This window comes from Xinfangfangia pollutisoli, assembly GCF_020179405.1.
Lineage (GTDB): Bacteria > Pseudomonadota > Alphaproteobacteria > Rhodobacterales > Rhodobacteraceae > Pseudogemmobacter > Pseudogemmobacter pollutisoli.
In genome coordinates, this window is sequence record NZ_JAICBZ010000089.1 from 1 (window position 1) to 14,391 (window position 14,391).

Annotated in this window: 16 protein-coding genes and 1 tRNA gene; 8 read left to right on the forward strand and 9 right to left on the reverse strand. The window is 67.2% G+C overall.

Features of this window, described 5'->3' with window-relative positions; all coding sequences use genetic code 11:
• The 4 genes from odhB to lpdA form a co-directional block, all read left to right on the forward strand.
• The coding region (gene odhB / locus K1Y73_RS18545; protein WP_225029796.1) for a 2-oxoglutarate dehydrogenase complex dihydrolipoyllysine-residue succinyltransferase at positions 1-765 on the forward strand (765 nt) is incomplete at its 5' end.
• A gap of 106 nt (positions 766-871) precedes the next feature.
• Positions 872-1,108, forward strand: a complete 237-nt coding sequence (locus K1Y73_RS18550) for a hypothetical protein (RefSeq protein WP_225029797.1) — start codon at positions 872-874, stop codon at positions 1,106-1,108.
• Positions 1,109-1,111: 3 nt separating this feature from the next.
• On the forward strand, positions 1,112-1,504 hold the full coding sequence (locus tag K1Y73_RS18555; protein WP_225029798.1) for an MAPEG family protein: 393 nt from the start codon (positions 1,112-1,114) through the stop codon (positions 1,502-1,504).
• A 96-nt stretch (positions 1,505-1,600) separates the two neighbouring features.
• Positions 1,601-2,989 (forward strand): dihydrolipoyl dehydrogenase, encoded by a 1,389-nt coding sequence (gene lpdA, locus K1Y73_RS18560; protein ID WP_225029799.1) that lies wholly within the window; start codon positions 1,601-1,603, stop codon positions 2,987-2,989.
• A 104-nt stretch (positions 2,990-3,093) separates the two neighbouring features.
• Here the strand turns inward: lpdA and K1Y73_RS18565 are convergent, their stop codons facing one another.
• The 3 genes from K1Y73_RS18565 to K1Y73_RS18575 all read right to left on the reverse strand — a co-directional run bounded on the left by K1Y73_RS18565 (position 3,094) and on the right by K1Y73_RS18575 (position 5,533).
• Positions 3,094-4,005, reverse strand: coding sequence for a pirin family protein (locus K1Y73_RS18565; RefSeq protein ID WP_225029800.1), 912 nt, complete (start codon positions 4,003-4,005; stop codon positions 3,094-3,096).
• A 153-nt stretch (positions 4,006-4,158) separates the two neighbouring features.
• Positions 4,159-4,809: a GntR family transcriptional regulator gene (locus tag K1Y73_RS18570; protein WP_225029810.1), complete on the reverse strand. Its 651-nt coding sequence runs from the start codon at positions 4,807-4,809 to the stop codon at positions 4,159-4,161.
• A gap of 31 nt (positions 4,810-4,840) precedes the next feature.
• On the reverse strand, positions 4,841-5,533 hold the full coding sequence (locus tag K1Y73_RS18575; RefSeq protein WP_225029801.1) for a M48 family metallopeptidase: 693 nt from the start codon (positions 5,531-5,533) through the stop codon (positions 4,841-4,843).
• Between the two features lie 164 nt (positions 5,534-5,697).
• Between K1Y73_RS18575 and K1Y73_RS18580 the strand changes: the two genes are divergently transcribed.
• The 4 genes from K1Y73_RS18580 (at position 5,698) to K1Y73_RS18595 (ending at position 9,019) form a co-directional block, all read left to right on the forward strand.
• Entirely contained in the window at positions 5,698-6,033 is a 336-nt protein-coding gene (locus K1Y73_RS18580) for a TIGR02300 family protein (RefSeq protein WP_225029802.1), read from the forward strand.
• Positions 6,034-6,138: 105 nt separating this feature from the next.
• Positions 6,139-6,214: transfer RNA gene (locus K1Y73_RS18585), tRNA-Ala, on the forward strand.
• Positions 6,215-6,561: 347 nt separating this feature from the next.
• Positions 6,562-7,560, forward strand: a complete 999-nt coding sequence (locus K1Y73_RS18590; protein ID WP_225029803.1) for an aKG-HExxH-type peptide beta-hydroxylase — start codon at positions 6,562-6,564, stop codon at positions 7,558-7,560.
• On the forward strand, positions 7,550-9,019 hold the full coding sequence (locus K1Y73_RS18595) for a class I adenylate-forming enzyme family protein (RefSeq protein ID WP_225029804.1): 1,470 nt from the start codon (positions 7,550-7,552) through the stop codon (positions 9,017-9,019). Before K1Y73_RS18590 ends, K1Y73_RS18595 begins: the two co-directional genes overlap by 11 nt.
• Here K1Y73_RS18595 and K1Y73_RS18600 read toward each other — a convergent pair.
• From K1Y73_RS18600 to K1Y73_RS18620, 6 genes are all read right to left on the reverse strand, one after another.
• A complete protein-coding gene (locus K1Y73_RS18600) occupies positions 8,987-10,009 on the reverse strand; it encodes an alpha/beta hydrolase family protein (protein ID WP_225029805.1) in 1,023 nt (340 codons plus the stop codon). The genes K1Y73_RS18595 and K1Y73_RS18600 overlap by 33 nt on opposite strands.
• Position 10,010: 1 nt before the next feature.
• Positions 10,011-10,244, reverse strand: a complete 234-nt coding sequence (locus tag K1Y73_RS18605) for an acyl carrier protein (protein ID WP_225029806.1) — start codon at positions 10,242-10,244, stop codon at positions 10,011-10,013.
• A gap of 569 nt (positions 10,245-10,813) precedes the next feature.
• Positions 10,814-10,936 carry a hypothetical protein gene (locus tag K1Y73_RS22060; RefSeq protein WP_263626686.1) on the reverse strand — a complete coding sequence of 41 codons (123 nt, stop codon included), beginning with the start codon at positions 10,934-10,936 and terminating at the stop codon, positions 10,814-10,816.
• Between the two features lie 62 nt (positions 10,937-10,998).
• Complete coding sequence (gene galE, locus K1Y73_RS18610; RefSeq protein WP_225029807.1) at positions 10,999-12,135, reverse strand: UDP-glucose 4-epimerase GalE; 1,137 nt, start codon at positions 12,133-12,135, stop codon at positions 10,999-11,001.
• Positions 12,132-13,340: a tetratricopeptide repeat protein gene (locus K1Y73_RS18615; RefSeq protein WP_225029808.1), complete on the reverse strand. Its 1,209-nt coding sequence runs from the start codon at positions 13,338-13,340 to the stop codon at positions 12,132-12,134. Before K1Y73_RS18615 ends, galE begins: the two co-directional genes overlap by 4 nt.
• Before the next feature lie 130 nt (positions 13,341-13,470).
• Positions 13,471-14,391, reverse strand: a 921-nt coding sequence (locus K1Y73_RS18620; RefSeq protein ID WP_225029809.1) for a caspase family protein, incomplete at its 5' end; no start/stop codon positions are given.

Genomic DNA, 14,391 nt, shown 5'->3' on the forward strand with positions numbered 1-14,391 from the left:
GCCGTGGCCACCCCGGCCCCCGCGCCCACCGCCATTCCGCGCGCCCCCGTGCCGGCCGATGACGCCGCGCGCGAGGAACGGGTCAAGATGACCCGCCTGCGCCAGACCATCGCCCGCCGCCTGAAGGATGCGCAGAACACCGCCGCGATGCTGACGACCTATAACGAGGTCGACATGTCCGGCATCATGGGCCTCAGGAACGAATACAAGGACGCGTTCGAGAAGAAGCACGGCGTCAAGCTGGGCTTCATGTCCTTCTTCGTGAAGGCCTGCTGCCACGCGCTGAAAGAGGTCCCCGAGGTCAACGCCGAAATCGACGGCACCGATGTTGTCTACAAGAACTACGTCCATATGGGCGTGGCCGTGGGCACGCCCTCGGGTCTTGTGGTGCCGGTGGTGCGCGATGCCGACCAGATGGGCTTTGCCGCGATCGAGAAGAAGATCGCCGAACTGGGCGTCCGCGCCCGCGACGGCAAGCTGTCGATGGCTGAAATGCAGGGCGGCAGCTTCACCATCTCGAATGGCGGCGTCTATGGCTCGCTGATGTCCTCGCCGATCCTGAACCCGCCGCAATCGGGCATTCTGGGCATGCACAAGATCCAGGACCGCCCCGTGGTGGTCGGTGGGCAGATCGTCATCCGCCCGATGATGTATCTGGCGCTGAGCTACGATCACCGCATCGTCGACGGCAAGGGCGCCGTGACCTTCCTCGTCCGGGTGAAAGAGGCGCTGGAAGATCCCCGCCGTCTGCTGATGGACCTGTAAGGGGCCAAACGAACCCACGCATCCCGGGCTTTCGGGATGCGTGGGTCCCAAGCGGCCCGCGCCCGTCCCTACAGCCGACGCCCGCGCGACCCGAAAGGAACGCCCAATGCAACAACTCCTGATCGAAGCCAAAGCCGACTATCCCAGCTGGAAGGCCGAATTCGACACCCAGGCCGAATCCCTCGCCGATGCCGGCCTGTCGGTGTTGCAGATCTGGACCGACGATCAGGGCGCGGTGCTGGCGCTGCTGCAGGTCGGCAATCGCGCCAAGGCCGAGGCCTGGCTGGCCACCCGTGCCGGTCTGGGCCATGCCGTCCAGGCCCGTTTCCTGAAAACGGTCTAGGCCATGACGCCCGAGCTTTCCGCCCTTGCCGCCGCCGTGCTGCTGCAGATCGCGACGCTGGGTCTGATGGCGCTGTTCGCCAATCTGGAACTTGGGCCCCGGGTCACCCTGTCGCCGCGCGACGGCGCCCCGCCCGCGGTCTCGCGCCGGCTGGGCCGGATGATCCGCTGCACCACGAACGGATTCGAGGGGCTGGTCCTTTTCGCCCCGGCCGTGCTGATCCTGGCCGTCTCGGGCCAGTCGGGCAGCCTGACCCAATTCGCCGCCTGGGCCTATGTCGGTGCCCGCGCGCTGTACGTTCCCGCCTATCTCTACGGCCTTGTCCCCTGGCGCTCGGCGATCTGGGGCATCGGCCTTCTTGCAACCCTTGTCCTGCTGGTGGCCGCTTTCGTCTGAGATCCGTTAACGCCGCGCGCGTAGAGACGGAAGGAAGACGCAGGGAAGACGGATAGAAGACCGCCGCAAGACCTCAAAACCTAAGGAAGAAGACCCATGGCAGAATTCGACGTGATCGTGATCGGCGGCGGCCCGGGCGGCTATGTCTGCGCCATCCATTGCGCCCAGCTGGGCTTGAAGACCGCCTGTGTCGAGGGGCGCGACGCCCTGGGCGGCACCTGCCTGAACGTGGGCTGCATCCCCTCGAAGGCCTTGCTGAACGCCACGCATCAGCTGCACGAAGTGCATGAGAACTTTGAGAAAATGGGCCTGATGGGCGCCAAGCCCAAGGTCGATTGGGAACGCATGCTGCGCTACAAGGACGACGTGATCGCCGGCAATACCAAGGGCATCGAATTCCTGTTCAAGAAGAACAAGGTGACCTGGCTCAAGGGCTGGGGCTCGATCCCGGAAGCCGGCAAGGTCAAGGTCGGGGATGAGGTGCATTCCGCGAAAAACATCGTGATTGCAACGGGTTCCGAGGCCTCGGTCCTGCCCGGCATCACGGTGGACGAAGAGGTGATCGTCACCTCGACCGGCGCGCTGGCCCTGCCGAAGATCCCGAAATCCATGGTCGTCATCGGCGCGGGCGTCATCGGTCTGGAAATGGGCTCGGTCTATGCCCGGCTCGGCACCGAGGTGACGGTGGTCGAATATCTGGATGCGATCACCCCCGGCATGGATGCCGAAGTGGCGCGCAGCTTCCAGAAGATCCTGTCGAAACAGGGCCTTAAGTTCGTTCTGGGCGCTGCGGTGCAGGTTGTGGAACGCACCAAGAAGGGCGCCAAGGTCGCCTGGAAGCTGAAAAAGGATGACAGCGCCGGCGAGATCGAGGCCGATGTCGTGCTGGTCGCCACCGGCCGCAAACCCTATACCGCCGGTCTGGGGCTTGAGGCGCTGGGGGTCGAGATGGGCCCGCGCGGCACGGTCAAGACCGACAGCCATTTCGCCACCACGGTCGCCGGGCTTTACGCCATCGGCGATGCGATCGCAGGCCCGATGCTGGCGCACAAGGCCGAGGATGAAGGCATGGCCCTGGCCGAAATTCTGGCCGGAAAACATGGACATGTGAATTACGACGTCATCCCCGGCGTGGTCTATACGACGCCCGAAGTGGCCTCGGTCGGCAAGACCGAGGAACAGCTGAAAGAGGAAGGCCGCGCCTATAAGGTCGGCAAGTTCTCGTTCATGGGCAATGCCCGCGCCAAGGCGGTGTTCCAAAGCGATGGTTTCGTGAAGATCCTGGCCGACAAGGACAGCGACCGGATCCTGGGGTGCCACATCATCGGCCCGGGCGCGGGCGACCTGATCCACGAAATCTGCGTGGCGATGGAATTCGGCGCGTCGGCACAAGATATTGCGCTGACATGCCACGCGCACCCCACCTATAGCGAAGCCGTGCGCGAAGCGGCGCTGGCCTGCGGCCTGGGCGCGATCCACGCCTAAGCGCAAAAGCGCAAGGCCGGGGCGCGCTTGGCCCCGGCCGCACAGATGTTCCAGCAGGCCGCCCGACCGGGCGGCCTCAATCCTTCTGGCACCCCGTCCCCACCCTAATGCGCGGGGGCGATGAAAGTGCCGTTGCGCAATTCGGCAAAGGCCTGGCGCAGCTCGGCCTCGCTGTTCATCACGATCGGCCCGGCCCATGCCACCGGCTCTTCGATCGGCGCCCCCGAAACCAGCAGGAAGCGCACGCCCTGCGGCCCCGCCGTCACCGTCACCTCATCGCCCGAGCCGAAGCGCACCAGCGTGCGATTGCCCGACAGATCGCGGATATTCACCTCCTGCCCGGCGACTTCCTTTTCCAGAAGCACGCCTTCCGGGTGGCTGGCATCGGCGAATTTCGCGGCCCCTTCAAAGACATAGGCGAAAGCCCGACGATAGGTGTCGACCTTGAACCGCTTCGTCCGGCCGGCCGGCACATGGATGTCCAGATATTGCGGCTCGGCTGCGATGCCTTCGACCGGGCTGCGGATGCCCTTGTAATCGCCGATCACCACCCGGATCGCCGTGCCGTCATCCTCGACCAGTTCCGGCAGCTCGATGCCCGGAATGTCCTGATAGCGCGGCGCCGTCATCTTCAGCGCCGCGGGCAGGTTGCCCCAAAGCTGGAAGCCATGCATCCGGCCCTGCGCATCGCCTTTCGGCATTTCCTGATGCAGGATGCCGCGCCCCGCGGTCATCAGCTGCAGGCTGCCCGCCCCCAGGACGCCGCGATTGCCCAGGCTGTCGCCATGTTCCACCGTGCCGGCCAGCACATAGGTGATGGTCTCGATGCCGCGATGCGGGTGCCAGGGGAAGCCGGCCTGATAATCCGAGGGCCGGTCGCCGCGGAAATCGTCGAACAGCAGGAACGGGTCTGCCTCGGTCGGATCGGCAAAGCCGAAGGCGCGGTGCAGCCGCACGCCCGCGCCCTCCATCGTGGCAACGGCGCGGCGGGTTTCAAGAACGGGACGGATCGACATGGTCTGCTCCTCCTCTGGCCCCGGATCAGGCGGGGGGCGGGTTTCGTCAGAACCGAAGATGGGGCAAGGCGCCGAGTCGGATAAGGCTTAAACGCACAGACCCTTTGTGCGGATTTGCAAAGATCCGGCCGCACCCGCCGGTTTCCCGGGGCCTCAGCTGGCCAGATGGCGCAGGCCCTGGGTCACATCGGTGCGCACCGCCAGCCGCAGCCCCGGCTCGTCTCCGGCGCGCAGGGCGGCCAGGATCATCCGGTGGTGCTGGGGCGGCTCGTTGCGGCGCAGGCGCGCGTAAAGCGCCCGCATGGTCGGGCCCAGCTGCAGCCAGACCGTTTCACACAAGGCCAGCATCGCCGGGCTTTGGGCGCGCAGATAGAGCGTGCGGTGAAATTCCAGATTGGTGCGCAGATAGGCCACCGCATCCTGCCGCGCCACGGCTTCGGCATTCAGCACATTGATCGCCGCCAGCCGCTCGATCAGCGCGAAATGCGCCCGCGGCAGCGCGCGCGCGGCCATTTCCGGCTCTAGGAGCGCGCGGATCGCCGCCAGTTCCTCGATCCGCTCGGGGCTGAGTTCCGGCGTGGTGACCCGGCCCGAGGAAGACAGCGTCAGCGCCCCTTCCGCCACCAGCCGCCGCACCGCCTCGCGCGCGGGCGTCATCGAGACGCCGAATTGCTTGCCGATCCCGCGCAGGGTCAGCGCCTGGCCGGGCGCCATCTCGCCATGCATCACCTGCTGGCGCAGCGCGCGATAGACCCGCTCATGCGCGGCGGCATTGGGGTCGGTGAGGCGGGTGGTCAGCACCATGCCCTGAGGGAACACCTGCGCCATCCGCCGGTCAATCCCCGAAGCGCGGGCGGTGAAGCGCCTGGCCTTCGGCGCGCAGCCAGGCGCGCTGGCGCTGCCAGCCGGGATAGATCCGCTCGACCACCGCCCAATAGGCGGCGGAATGGTTCATCTCGACCAGATGCGCCGCCTCATGCGCGGCGACATAGGCCAGAACCTCGGGCGGGGCCAGGATCAGCCGCCAGGAATACATCAGCGCCCCGTCCGGGCTGCACGATCCCCAGCGCGACCGCGTGTCGCGCAGCGTCAGCCGGCTGTAGCGCCGCCCCACCAGGCCCGCGTAATGGTCCGAGGCGCGGGCCAGCCGGTCGCGCGCCAGAACCCGCAGCCAGGCGCCGATCCGCCGCCCGGCACTGGCAGGATCACCCGGCACCAGAAGCCGCGCGCCTTCGACCCGGATCGCCCTGCCGCCGGCGCTTTCGATCTGCAACACCCGCCCCTCGACCGTCAGGGCCGCGCCGATGCCGACCGGCTGGCCTGTGGCTTCGGGCATCTCGGCCAGGGTCTGGCGCAGCCAGCCTTCCTGCGCAGACAGAAACCGCATCGCCTCGGTCTCACGCGCGCGGGCGGGAAGGGTCAGCGTCACCCGCCCGTCCAGCCGCGAGACCCGCAGCGAGAATCGCCGCGCCTGGGCCGAACGCTTCATCACGATCTCGATCGGCGGCGTGCCGGGCAGAAGCGCCATGCTTTCCCCATGCTTTGCTCTTGAATCCGGGCAGCCCCGAGCGCATCTCGGCAGCGCTGCGAAAGCCATTGACAGCCGATCCGCGCAATGGCAAGGGGCGGCGTTCCGGATACCCGCCTCGGGCGCAGCGTGCGCGCCGGGGCCATTCACGAAGGGATCAGCCCATGCCCAAGGAAGACTGGGGCACGAAGCGCATCTGCCCGACGACCGGCAAGCGTTTCTACGACATGAACAAGGTTCCTGTCGTCAGCCCCTATACCGGCGAAGTGGTGGATATCGAATCCGCCCGCCGCAAGATGGCCGCTTCGGTCATTGCCCGCGTCGCGCCTCAAAAGGACGATGACGCGCTGGTCGACGATATCGAAGCCGATGACGACCTGCTGGAAACCGCTGGCACGGATGACACCGAGCTGGACGATGACCTGCTGGAAGACGACGCCGACGACAATGTGTCGCTTGACGATCTGGCCGATGTGCCGGGCGACGAGGAAGACGTCTGACGAAGTAACGGAAGGCCCCGGGATCGCGCATTTTTCCTCTTGCGCCCCCCCGCGGCCTTCCGTAAACACCGCCCATCGCAGCGCCGCGGCACTGCGAGACCCGGTGGGGCCATAGCTCAGATGGGAGAGCGCTTGAATGGCATTCAAGAGGTCGGGAGTTCGATCCTCCCTGGCTCCACCAATTAAACTGGCACGCGCCAGTTAGATTTCCTCGAACAGACAAAGCCTTTTCCGCTGCGGCGGAATGCCTGCGTCAAAGACCGCTGCCAAAGCCGGAAGAGCATGCTCTGCCGGCTTTTTCGTTGCGGGCGAAGGGCGGCAGGCGTCGATCCCGCGGCCGCCCGCGCCGCGCCGCCGGAACAGCCCCCCTCGCCTTGCGGGGCCGCGATACCCGCCTTGCCTCCGGCACGCTTCCGCCCCCACGGCCGGGCCTGTCGCCCACGCGTTGCACCCGCCGAACCGCTGTCGTATCGTCCCCGCGGCCAATGTGATTTGTGGCTGAATACGCGGTGCCTGTGGGAGATACCCTTGACTTTACAACCTGATGCCAAAGCTGTTGCCGCGTTCAAGGCCAAGATTTCCGACCGCTTCGCCACCTCTTTCACCCATCTGATGACCGAGGTTCTGCCCCCTGCCGAAGGGCGCGCGGCCGCCTATCGCGCCGCGGTGGACCGGGCCCTCGGCGCGGGCTTTCCCAGCCCCGTCCTGCTGGGCCGCCATGCCGAATTGCGCGATGCAGCACTTGCCGGCGACGAGGCCGCGTTCAACCTTCAGCGTGACGCGATCGCCGATCTGGCCTTTGCCCCGGCCGAGGCGGCCTTCCGCATCGTGCCCCTGGTGCCCTCGGCCTGGGAAGGCGACGGGATCGAGATCATTCGTCGCCGAATCGCCGATGATGTCGGGCTGACGACCCAGCTGTCCGCTCCGGCCGAGCCGATGATCGCCCTTGCCACCGAACGGCTGACGCGCGCCCGCGCGATCATTGCCACCGCCACGCCGGACTGGGGCGCGGAACTGGACGCGCTGCTGTCCGAGGTGATCCTGGCGGTCAATGATGGCCGGGCCGGCTTTGCCGGCGGTTCGGTCTTCGATCTGTTCGGGGCGATCCTGTTCAACCCGAACACCCGCGCCACGATCTCGCATCATCTGATCACGCTGATTCACGAAAGCTCGCATCTGCTGCTGTTCGCCTATCACCTGGACGATGAGGTGCTGCTGAACGACCCCGATCAGCTGTACACCTCGCCGCTGCGGCAGCAGGGCCGGCCGATGGAGGGGATCTTCCATGCGATGTGGGTCTCGGCGCGGATGGCGGCCTTCGGGCGCGCGCTGCTGGCCGCCCCCGATCTGCCCGCGCTGATGAGCGAAGACGAAATCGCCCAGCTGCGCCAGGATACCGAGGCGGCGCGGCGGGCCTATGTCAATGGCCATGAAACCGTCGATGCGCATGCGCAGCTGACCGCCCTGGGCGCGCAGATCCATGCCGATGCCGCGGCGGCGATGGCGGCCTTGCCGGATGAGCGCTAAAGCCAGCCCGGGCGGCTATTATGCCGCGCTGCGCGAGGTGCTGCTGAACGATCCCGACCGGGTCGTCGTCTGGCGCCGCGATCAGCCGATCACCGCGGGCGCCTTCCTGCAGGGCGCGGCGAATATGGCCGGCTGGCTGGCCGGTTGTGGCCATGCGGCCGGCGACAGGCTTGGCCTGGCGCTGCATGACAATCTGCACACGATCCAGATGACCCTGGCCTGCTGGATGCTGGATGCCGAGCCGATGATCCTGGATCACCGGCTGACGCGCGAGGATCTGCCAGCCTGGCAACAGCGCTACAAGCTGCGCGGCGTGATTTCCGGCCAGGCGCGGCTGGCGGACCTGCCCGGGATCCGGCTGTTCCCCGGGCCCGCCCAGCTGCCGCAAACGCCGCTTCCACCGCTGCCAGTGGGTTCGCCCGCCGACCGGCGCGCCGATTTCATCACCAGCTCCGGCGTGTCGGGCCCGCCCAAGGTCGGCGCCCATACCCAGGCCTCGATGCTGGCGGCCGTGCGCGACATGATCGAGGATGAACGGCGCGGCGTCTGGGGCGCGGCGCTTTCGGTGATCTCGGTGGCCTTTGGCGGCGCGCGCTATTTCTGGTGGCGCAACCTTCTGGCCGGCGTGCCGGTGCATGTGATGGACCTGCTGTTTTCCATCGAGGCGCTGGATGCGGCCCTGCTGGACCCGCGGATCGAAGATTGCACCCTGCCGCCGAACCTGATCCGCGCCCTGGCGGATCATGCCGAAAAGATGGGCGCGACGACGCAGCGCTATCCGCATATCCGCAAGCTGCAATCCATCGGCGGTCCGGCCCGCGCCGAAGACAAGCTGCGCGCCTATCATCTGCTGACGACCGGCTATGTGATGACCTACAGCTCGACCGAGACCGGGCTGCTGACCCGCATCGAAGGCGCCGACCTGCTGGCCCATCCCGACTCCTGCGGGCGCATCCTGCCGGGGCTTGAGGTGCAGATCGTCGATGCCGAAGACCGGCCCTGTGGTGTTGGAACGGTCGGCCGCATCCGCCTGCACCGGGCGGGCAAGCCGGGCGAGGAGGCCAGCTATGCCTATCCAGGCGATCTGGGCTGGTTCGACGCGGCGGGCTTTCTGTACATCGCGGCGCGCGGCGAAGGCATCATCTGCCGCAATGGCGAAAACTTCTCGGCGGCGGTGCTAGAGGCCCGGCTTCTGGACCTGCCCTGGCTGCGCGACGTCGCGGTGATCCGCGTGCCCGGGCGCGACGACAATGACGATGCGATTCTTCTGGCGCTGGATGCCGGCGAAACCCCGGTCGCGCAGATCCGCCGGCAGTTGCGCCAGCGGCTGATCGCGCGGGAATATCCGACCGGCATCTGGATGCTGAAGCCCGAGGATTACACGGCCGGCGGCAAGATCCAGCGGCAGCGCATTGCCGCGACCTGGTCAACCGCCCCCGAGCGTTTCCTGCCCTTCTAGCGCCAGGCTGCTGACAGGCCAGGACAGCGGGCCCTGCCCCTGCAGGCACAAAGCGGGCAGAAGCCGGGCCGCCGGGGGCCGCGGCAGGCGGAATTGCACGCAATCATCGACCAGACCCGCCGCGCGGATCAGACCGGAATAGCCGGTGGTCGCAGGCGGCTGCCGCCCGCCCCCGTCCAGAACCGGCACGATCCGCAGCCGGTCCATGCGCTCGACCAGCGCGCCGGGCGGCAGGGTCAGGCCGATCTGCCCGTCCGTCTCGGCGCGCAGGGTCCATCCCGGCGCCGCGGCGCGGCCCCGAAGCGGCGCCTCCTGCCGGGCCGAGAGGATCTGCCGCGCCAGGCTGGGCACGTTCTGGGGCTGGAAATACTGGCCATGCGCCCCGTCGGTCTCGGCCAGTTCGATCCCCGCGAAGGCCGCCGACCACCAGTCGTGGCGCAGCTTCATCTGCGCGTCGGACAGGGTGCGCATCGGGTTTCTATCGCTGTCGCGCCCGAAGATCAGCTTCACCGGAACCGGCAAAGGCAGCTGCCATTCGGCATCCAGGGTGACGAAGGCCTGAACCTCGGCCCCCGCCGCAAGCAGCCTGATCGCAATATGATAGGCCACCTCGGCCGCCTGGCAATTGCCGCCGACAAGACAGGGCCCGGTGCCAAAGCGCTGCAACAGCGTGTCGGCATAATGGGTGGCCAGGTCCAGAAGGGCGGGCGTGGTGGCCCGCTTGTCGGGCGGAACGATCTGATTGAGCGAGCGCATGCCGACCACCGGCTGCGAGGTGGGCAGCTGCGCGGCAAGCGCCGGCAATTCGCCGCCCGAGTTGAAGGTCCAGAACAGCGGTGGCGCCGTGCCGCCGGCATTCACCAGCCGGACCGTCTGCGCGTCATCCAGACAGTCGCCCGGCCAGCCGCGGGACAAGGTACTGACATGCTTCAGGATCCGGGCTTTGGCTTCGGCCTCGGCCGCTGGCGCCGTGTCGCAAAGGCCGGCCACGTCAGACCCCGGCAACCTGCGGGGCGCTGCGCAGATAGGCCGCAAGCTCGGCCGGGGATTGGCAATCCAGCAGCAGGCTGACCGGCAAGGGCTGACCGGCAAGCGCGCTGAGCCTGGTCATCAGCGTCACGGCGCTGAGGGAATCGCCACCAAGATCGAAGAAACTGTCATCGGGATCGCAGTCGAGACCAAGGACGCTGGAGAACAGCTCAGCAATCGATTCGGCACTCAACATGTCGGCATCCCGGAAGGCAGAGGCAATCGGATGCGGCTCTGCATCCCCATTCGGTCGGAAGCGCCAAATCCTTGCCGCTTCCTTTGGGCCATTTCCGCAATTGCCAATTTGGCATCATGCATCGGCCCCGTTCTCGATCTGTCAGGCCGCAAAGCTATTTGCCGCTGACAAGATGTGCGGCCGAAATCTTCCGGCGCGCGGATTGCTGAAAAAGCCACGCGGCCCTTTCAAGCGCCCCTTCAGACCGCAGTGATCAGCGGCGGCTCGGTCGGGATCGGCGGTTCGCCACCGATTTTCGGCGCAGCCGCCGCAGCGGACCCCTTCAGGACGAGCAGCTTTTTGATGTCAAGTTTCATGTGAGATCCCATCATTAACACACCAGGCATCGGTTAACATTTTCGATTGAGCCAACCAAGCGCTTTTCTGCTTTACCTGATTTGTTTTTTCCCCACCGCCCCGTCTTCACCGCCGCGGCACATTTCACCGACGGGTCTGCAAATGATGGCTCTGCAGATGCAGGGTGCCGCGCGCCGGCTTGCCAGACTGGCAAGGGCGGCGCGCAGACGCGTTTAGCCGATCCGCTGGATCCCGGGGATCCCGCCGGTCGGGATCGGCGGCTCGCCACCGATTTTCGGCGCGGCGGCCGCGGCCGAACCCTTCAGCAGCAGCAGCTTCGTGACGTCAAGTTTCATGCACCTTCTCCTCTTTCTGCACCTGCGCCAAGACCGGCCTGCAGTGGCCGGGCCTGACCCCTTTACTCTGTCGGGGATTGTTTGGCGGGGTCAAGCCACCCGATGGGCTGAGCCCGGGTTCGGGGCGGCATCGGCGGATTTTGCCGGTCGGGCGGGCCAGAAACGGCACAGTCTTCGCTCTGCCCGATCTGCCAATGCCAGGCGGCGCGGCAGCCATCCTGCAGGGAATGCTCGGGCCGCCAGCCCAGAATCTCCCGCGCCCGGCCTGTATCGGCGATGCTGACATCGCAATCCCCCGACCGGCGCGCGGCGATGCGATAGGGCACCTGACGCCCGGTCGCGCTTTCGAAAGCCGCGATCATCTCAAGCACCGTCACCCCCGCCCCGGCGCCCAGATTGAAACAGTCATGCCCGGCGGGCATCGTCCACAGATGATCCAGCGCGGCAAGATTGCCGCGGGCCAGATCCATGACATGCAGATAGTCGCGCTCGCCCGTGCCGTCGCGGGTCTGGAAATCGGCGCCGTGAACGGCAAGCTCGGGCACGATCCCCGCCGCGACCCGGGCGATCAGCGGCAACAGGCTGTCGGGAATGCCGTTCGGAGCATCGCCGATCCGGCCGGACGCATGCGCCCCGATCGGATTGAAATAACGCAGGCTTATCGCGGCCTTGCCGGAATGGGCCAGCGTCCAGTCGGTGACGATCTGCTCCATGATCGCCTTCGAGCGCCCATAGGGGCTGCGCGGGTCCAGCGGCTGCGCCTCGGTGACCGGCCGCGCGGGCGTGGCGCCATAGACCGCCGCCGAGGACGAGAACAGCAGCCGTCTGCAGCCGATCGCATCCATCGCCGCAAGCAGCCGCACCAGCCCGACAAGATTGTTGTCGTAATAGGGCAGCGGATCGGCGACCGACACGCTGGGCGATTTCAGCCCGGCCAGGTGGATCACCGCGTCGGGGTGGAATTCATGCAAGGCCGCCGACAGCGCGCGACCGTCGCGCAGATCAAGATTGCGGAACAGGACCGGGCGCTGTGCCAGCCGCTCGACCACGGCCAGCGTCTCGGGGCGGCTGTTGCAGAAATTGTCCAGCACGCAGACGGCATGCCCCCGGTCCAGCAGCGGCAGCAGGCTGTGGCTGCCGATATAACCCGCGCCCCCGGTCACCAGGATGCGCCGGCCCGTCGTCGGGCCCGGCTTCATGGCTGCGGCCCGGGCTGGGGCGCGGGGGTCTCGGGCGCCGGTCTGGCGTAATACTGCGACCAGTGCGGCATGGTCTTCACCCCGCCGCCGATATGATGGTCAGCCGGCAGGCGGAAGCCTTCGGGGAAGGGCACCGATCCGTGGAACGTGCCCAGGGAATCATGCGCGCACACATCGTCGCGGATCAGCGGCCACAGCTTGTCCCACAGGAAGAACTGATCGACGAAGCGTTCGCCGTAATAGTCGGGCGAGGCGTGAATCCAGTCTTTCAGATTGGGAAGAACGCCGGCAAAGCCGCCCCACATTCCGCCCATCATCGGGCCGCTGTGCAAAAGGTGATCGCGCATCGTGTGAAAGCGCTTGCCGGATCTTAACCAGTCCTGAACCGCAAGCAATTCCTGCGCGTTCAATCGGGAATCGGTATCGCGCACAAGAAACACATTGATATTCGGATCGTCCGACGCCAGGAAACGCCACATCATCCGGATTTGCGCGTCTTCCGGCCGTTTCATCACGATCGTCTGCGCGCCATAAAAGCGCAGCGCCTCGCGCGCATCTGCCGGCACATTCGGATCGCAGTAAAATCGCGCGGTCCAGCCCGGATAGATATAGCGTGAAATCTGCGCATTCACGATGGCGCCGGTGACATATTCGGGCCGGTCGCCCCACAGGGAAAACGAGATGATATTGCGCGCGCGGTTTTCCGGGTCAAAACCGCGCCCGCCCTGTTTCAGGCGATAGGCGGCGAATTCCGGCGCGGCGCGGGTCTTGACCGCGGCGCGATCCCAGGCCTCAAGACACAGCTCCCGCTGGATCCGCGCCTGTTGCAATTGGCCGCATTTGAACAGCGCCGCCACCAGCGCACCGCGGACAACCGGGTTATCCTGCAAATCCAGCCAGCGGAAATAGGGCTGGATCGAGGCCTCATGCTGGTTGGTCTTGTACAGCGCGACCGCAAGCCGCCCCCAGGCCGTGGGGCTGTCGGGCCAGCGCAGAACAGTCTCGCGCAGCAGGGCGATCGCCACCTCGGGCTGATCGGCCTGCCGCAGCTGATCGGCCTTCTGCAGCGCCAGATCCAGCGCCGGATCGCCCTCGGCGCCGGTTTTTGTCAACGCGCTCAGATCCGGCAGGGCCTGGTCAATGATCGCGCTGTCTTCGTTCTGGCCACCGACACCACTGCCAGGCTCTGAGCGGGTTCGGCTCATGCGCGTCCTCGTACTGCTTACACACCCCGCAGCCCGGCACACGGCCGGCCTGAGGGGCAAGCGCCAGGGTAGCGCGGCCTGGACCGGAAACTCAACCGGATATCAAGGGCATGGGTACGCCACCGCCCAGCTAGAACAGCGGCACCTCACCCTGAAAGCCCGAGCGGGCGATCCAGGGCGTCTGCCGGCCGCCGGTCGCCCGGACCACATCGGCCTTTACCGCCGCGTACAACTCGACCAGTTCCAGCGCGCCATTGCCGTCTGAATCGGCGGAAGGGTCGCGCAGCGCCCGGATCAGCGCCGAGGTGAAGGCGCCACCCCCCAGCGCCGCGCCTTCCAGGCTGGGCTGGCGGCCTTTCGAGGCGGCAATGACGGCAATCCGCGCCTCGGCCCCCTGCAGGCCCGCGAAGGCGGCGTCATTGCTGCCGGGCGTGCCGCCGGAATGGCAGGCATCCAGGAACAGGAAGGCGCGCGCCTGGATCGGCGCCAGGGCGGCGGCCAGATCGGCCAGATCCAGCGCCGTGCCGGGCAGGTCGGCGATCCTTGTCTGCGGCCCGGCCAGGTAATAGCGCCCGTCCTTGCCCGGCAGGCCATGGGTGGCGACGAACAGCACCAGCGTATCCTCGGGGCGCAGCGGGCCAAGGGCGGCCAGCTTGTCGGGCAGCGCCCGGCGCGGGTCCTCGGCCGGGTCGATCAGGGTGACGCTGACCCCGGCATAGCGCGGCGGCGCCCCCGGCCGGGTCAGGGCCTGTTCCAGCGCGGCGGCAAAGCGGGCCGCATCGCTTGCGGCATAGCGCAGCGCCGGCAGGCGCGGATCGCTGAACCCATCGACCCCCAGCGCCAGAACATGCAGCCGGCCCGTCGGCGCGGGCGCGGGCGCAAGCGGCAGCGACAGAAGCCGGCTGGTCCCGCCCGCCGCATCTTCGGCCCGAAGCGACAGCCAGCGTGTGCCGGGCGGCAGCGCGACCCCGGCGCTTGCGGCCAGCGCCAGCGCATCGCCCGCCGCAAGCGTCAGCCCCCCGCCCTCGGCCGGCGCCGCGATCCGCCCCAC

Excerpts from the sequence above, each read along its gene's own strand:
- K1Y73_RS18550 (WP_225029797.1), top strand. The coding sequence starts at position 872 with ATGCAACAACTCCTGATCGAAGCCAAAGCCGACTATCCCAGCTGGAAG.
- K1Y73_RS18555 (WP_225029798.1), top strand. The coding sequence starts at position 1,112 with ATGACGCCCGAGCTTTCCGCCCTTGCCGCCGCCGTGCTGCTGCAGATC.
- lpdA (WP_225029799.1), top strand. The coding sequence starts at position 1,601 with ATGGCAGAATTCGACGTGATCGTGATCGGCGGCGGCCCGGGCGGCTAT.
- K1Y73_RS18565 (WP_225029800.1), bottom strand. The coding sequence starts at position 4,005 with ATGTCGATCCGTCCCGTTCTTGAAACCCGCCGCGCCGTTGCCACGATG.
- K1Y73_RS18570 (WP_225029810.1), bottom strand. The coding sequence starts at position 4,809 with ATGGTGCTGACCACCCGCCTCACCGACCCCAATGCCGCCGCGCATGAG.
- K1Y73_RS18575 (WP_225029801.1), bottom strand. The coding sequence starts at position 5,533 with ATGGCGCTTCTGCCCGGCACGCCGCCGATCGAGATCGTGATGAAGCGT.
- K1Y73_RS18580 (WP_225029802.1), top strand. The coding sequence starts at position 5,698 with ATGCCCAAGGAAGACTGGGGCACGAAGCGCATCTGCCCGACGACCGGC.
- K1Y73_RS18595 (WP_225029804.1), top strand. The coding sequence starts at position 7,550 with ATGAGCGCTAAAGCCAGCCCGGGCGGCTATTATGCCGCGCTGCGCGAG.
- K1Y73_RS18605 (WP_225029806.1), bottom strand. The coding sequence starts at position 10,244 with ATGTTGAGTGCCGAATCGATTGCTGAGCTGTTCTCCAGCGTCCTTGGT.
- K1Y73_RS22060 (WP_263626686.1), bottom strand. The coding sequence starts at position 10,936 with ATGAAACTTGACGTCACGAAGCTGCTGCTGCTGAAGGGTTCGGCCGCG.
- galE (WP_225029807.1), bottom strand. The coding sequence starts at position 12,135 with ATGAAGCCGGGCCCGACGACGGGCCGGCGCATCCTGGTGACCGGGGGC.
- K1Y73_RS18615 (WP_225029808.1), bottom strand. The coding sequence starts at position 13,340 with ATGAGCCGAACCCGCTCAGAGCCTGGCAGTGGTGTCGGTGGCCAGAAC.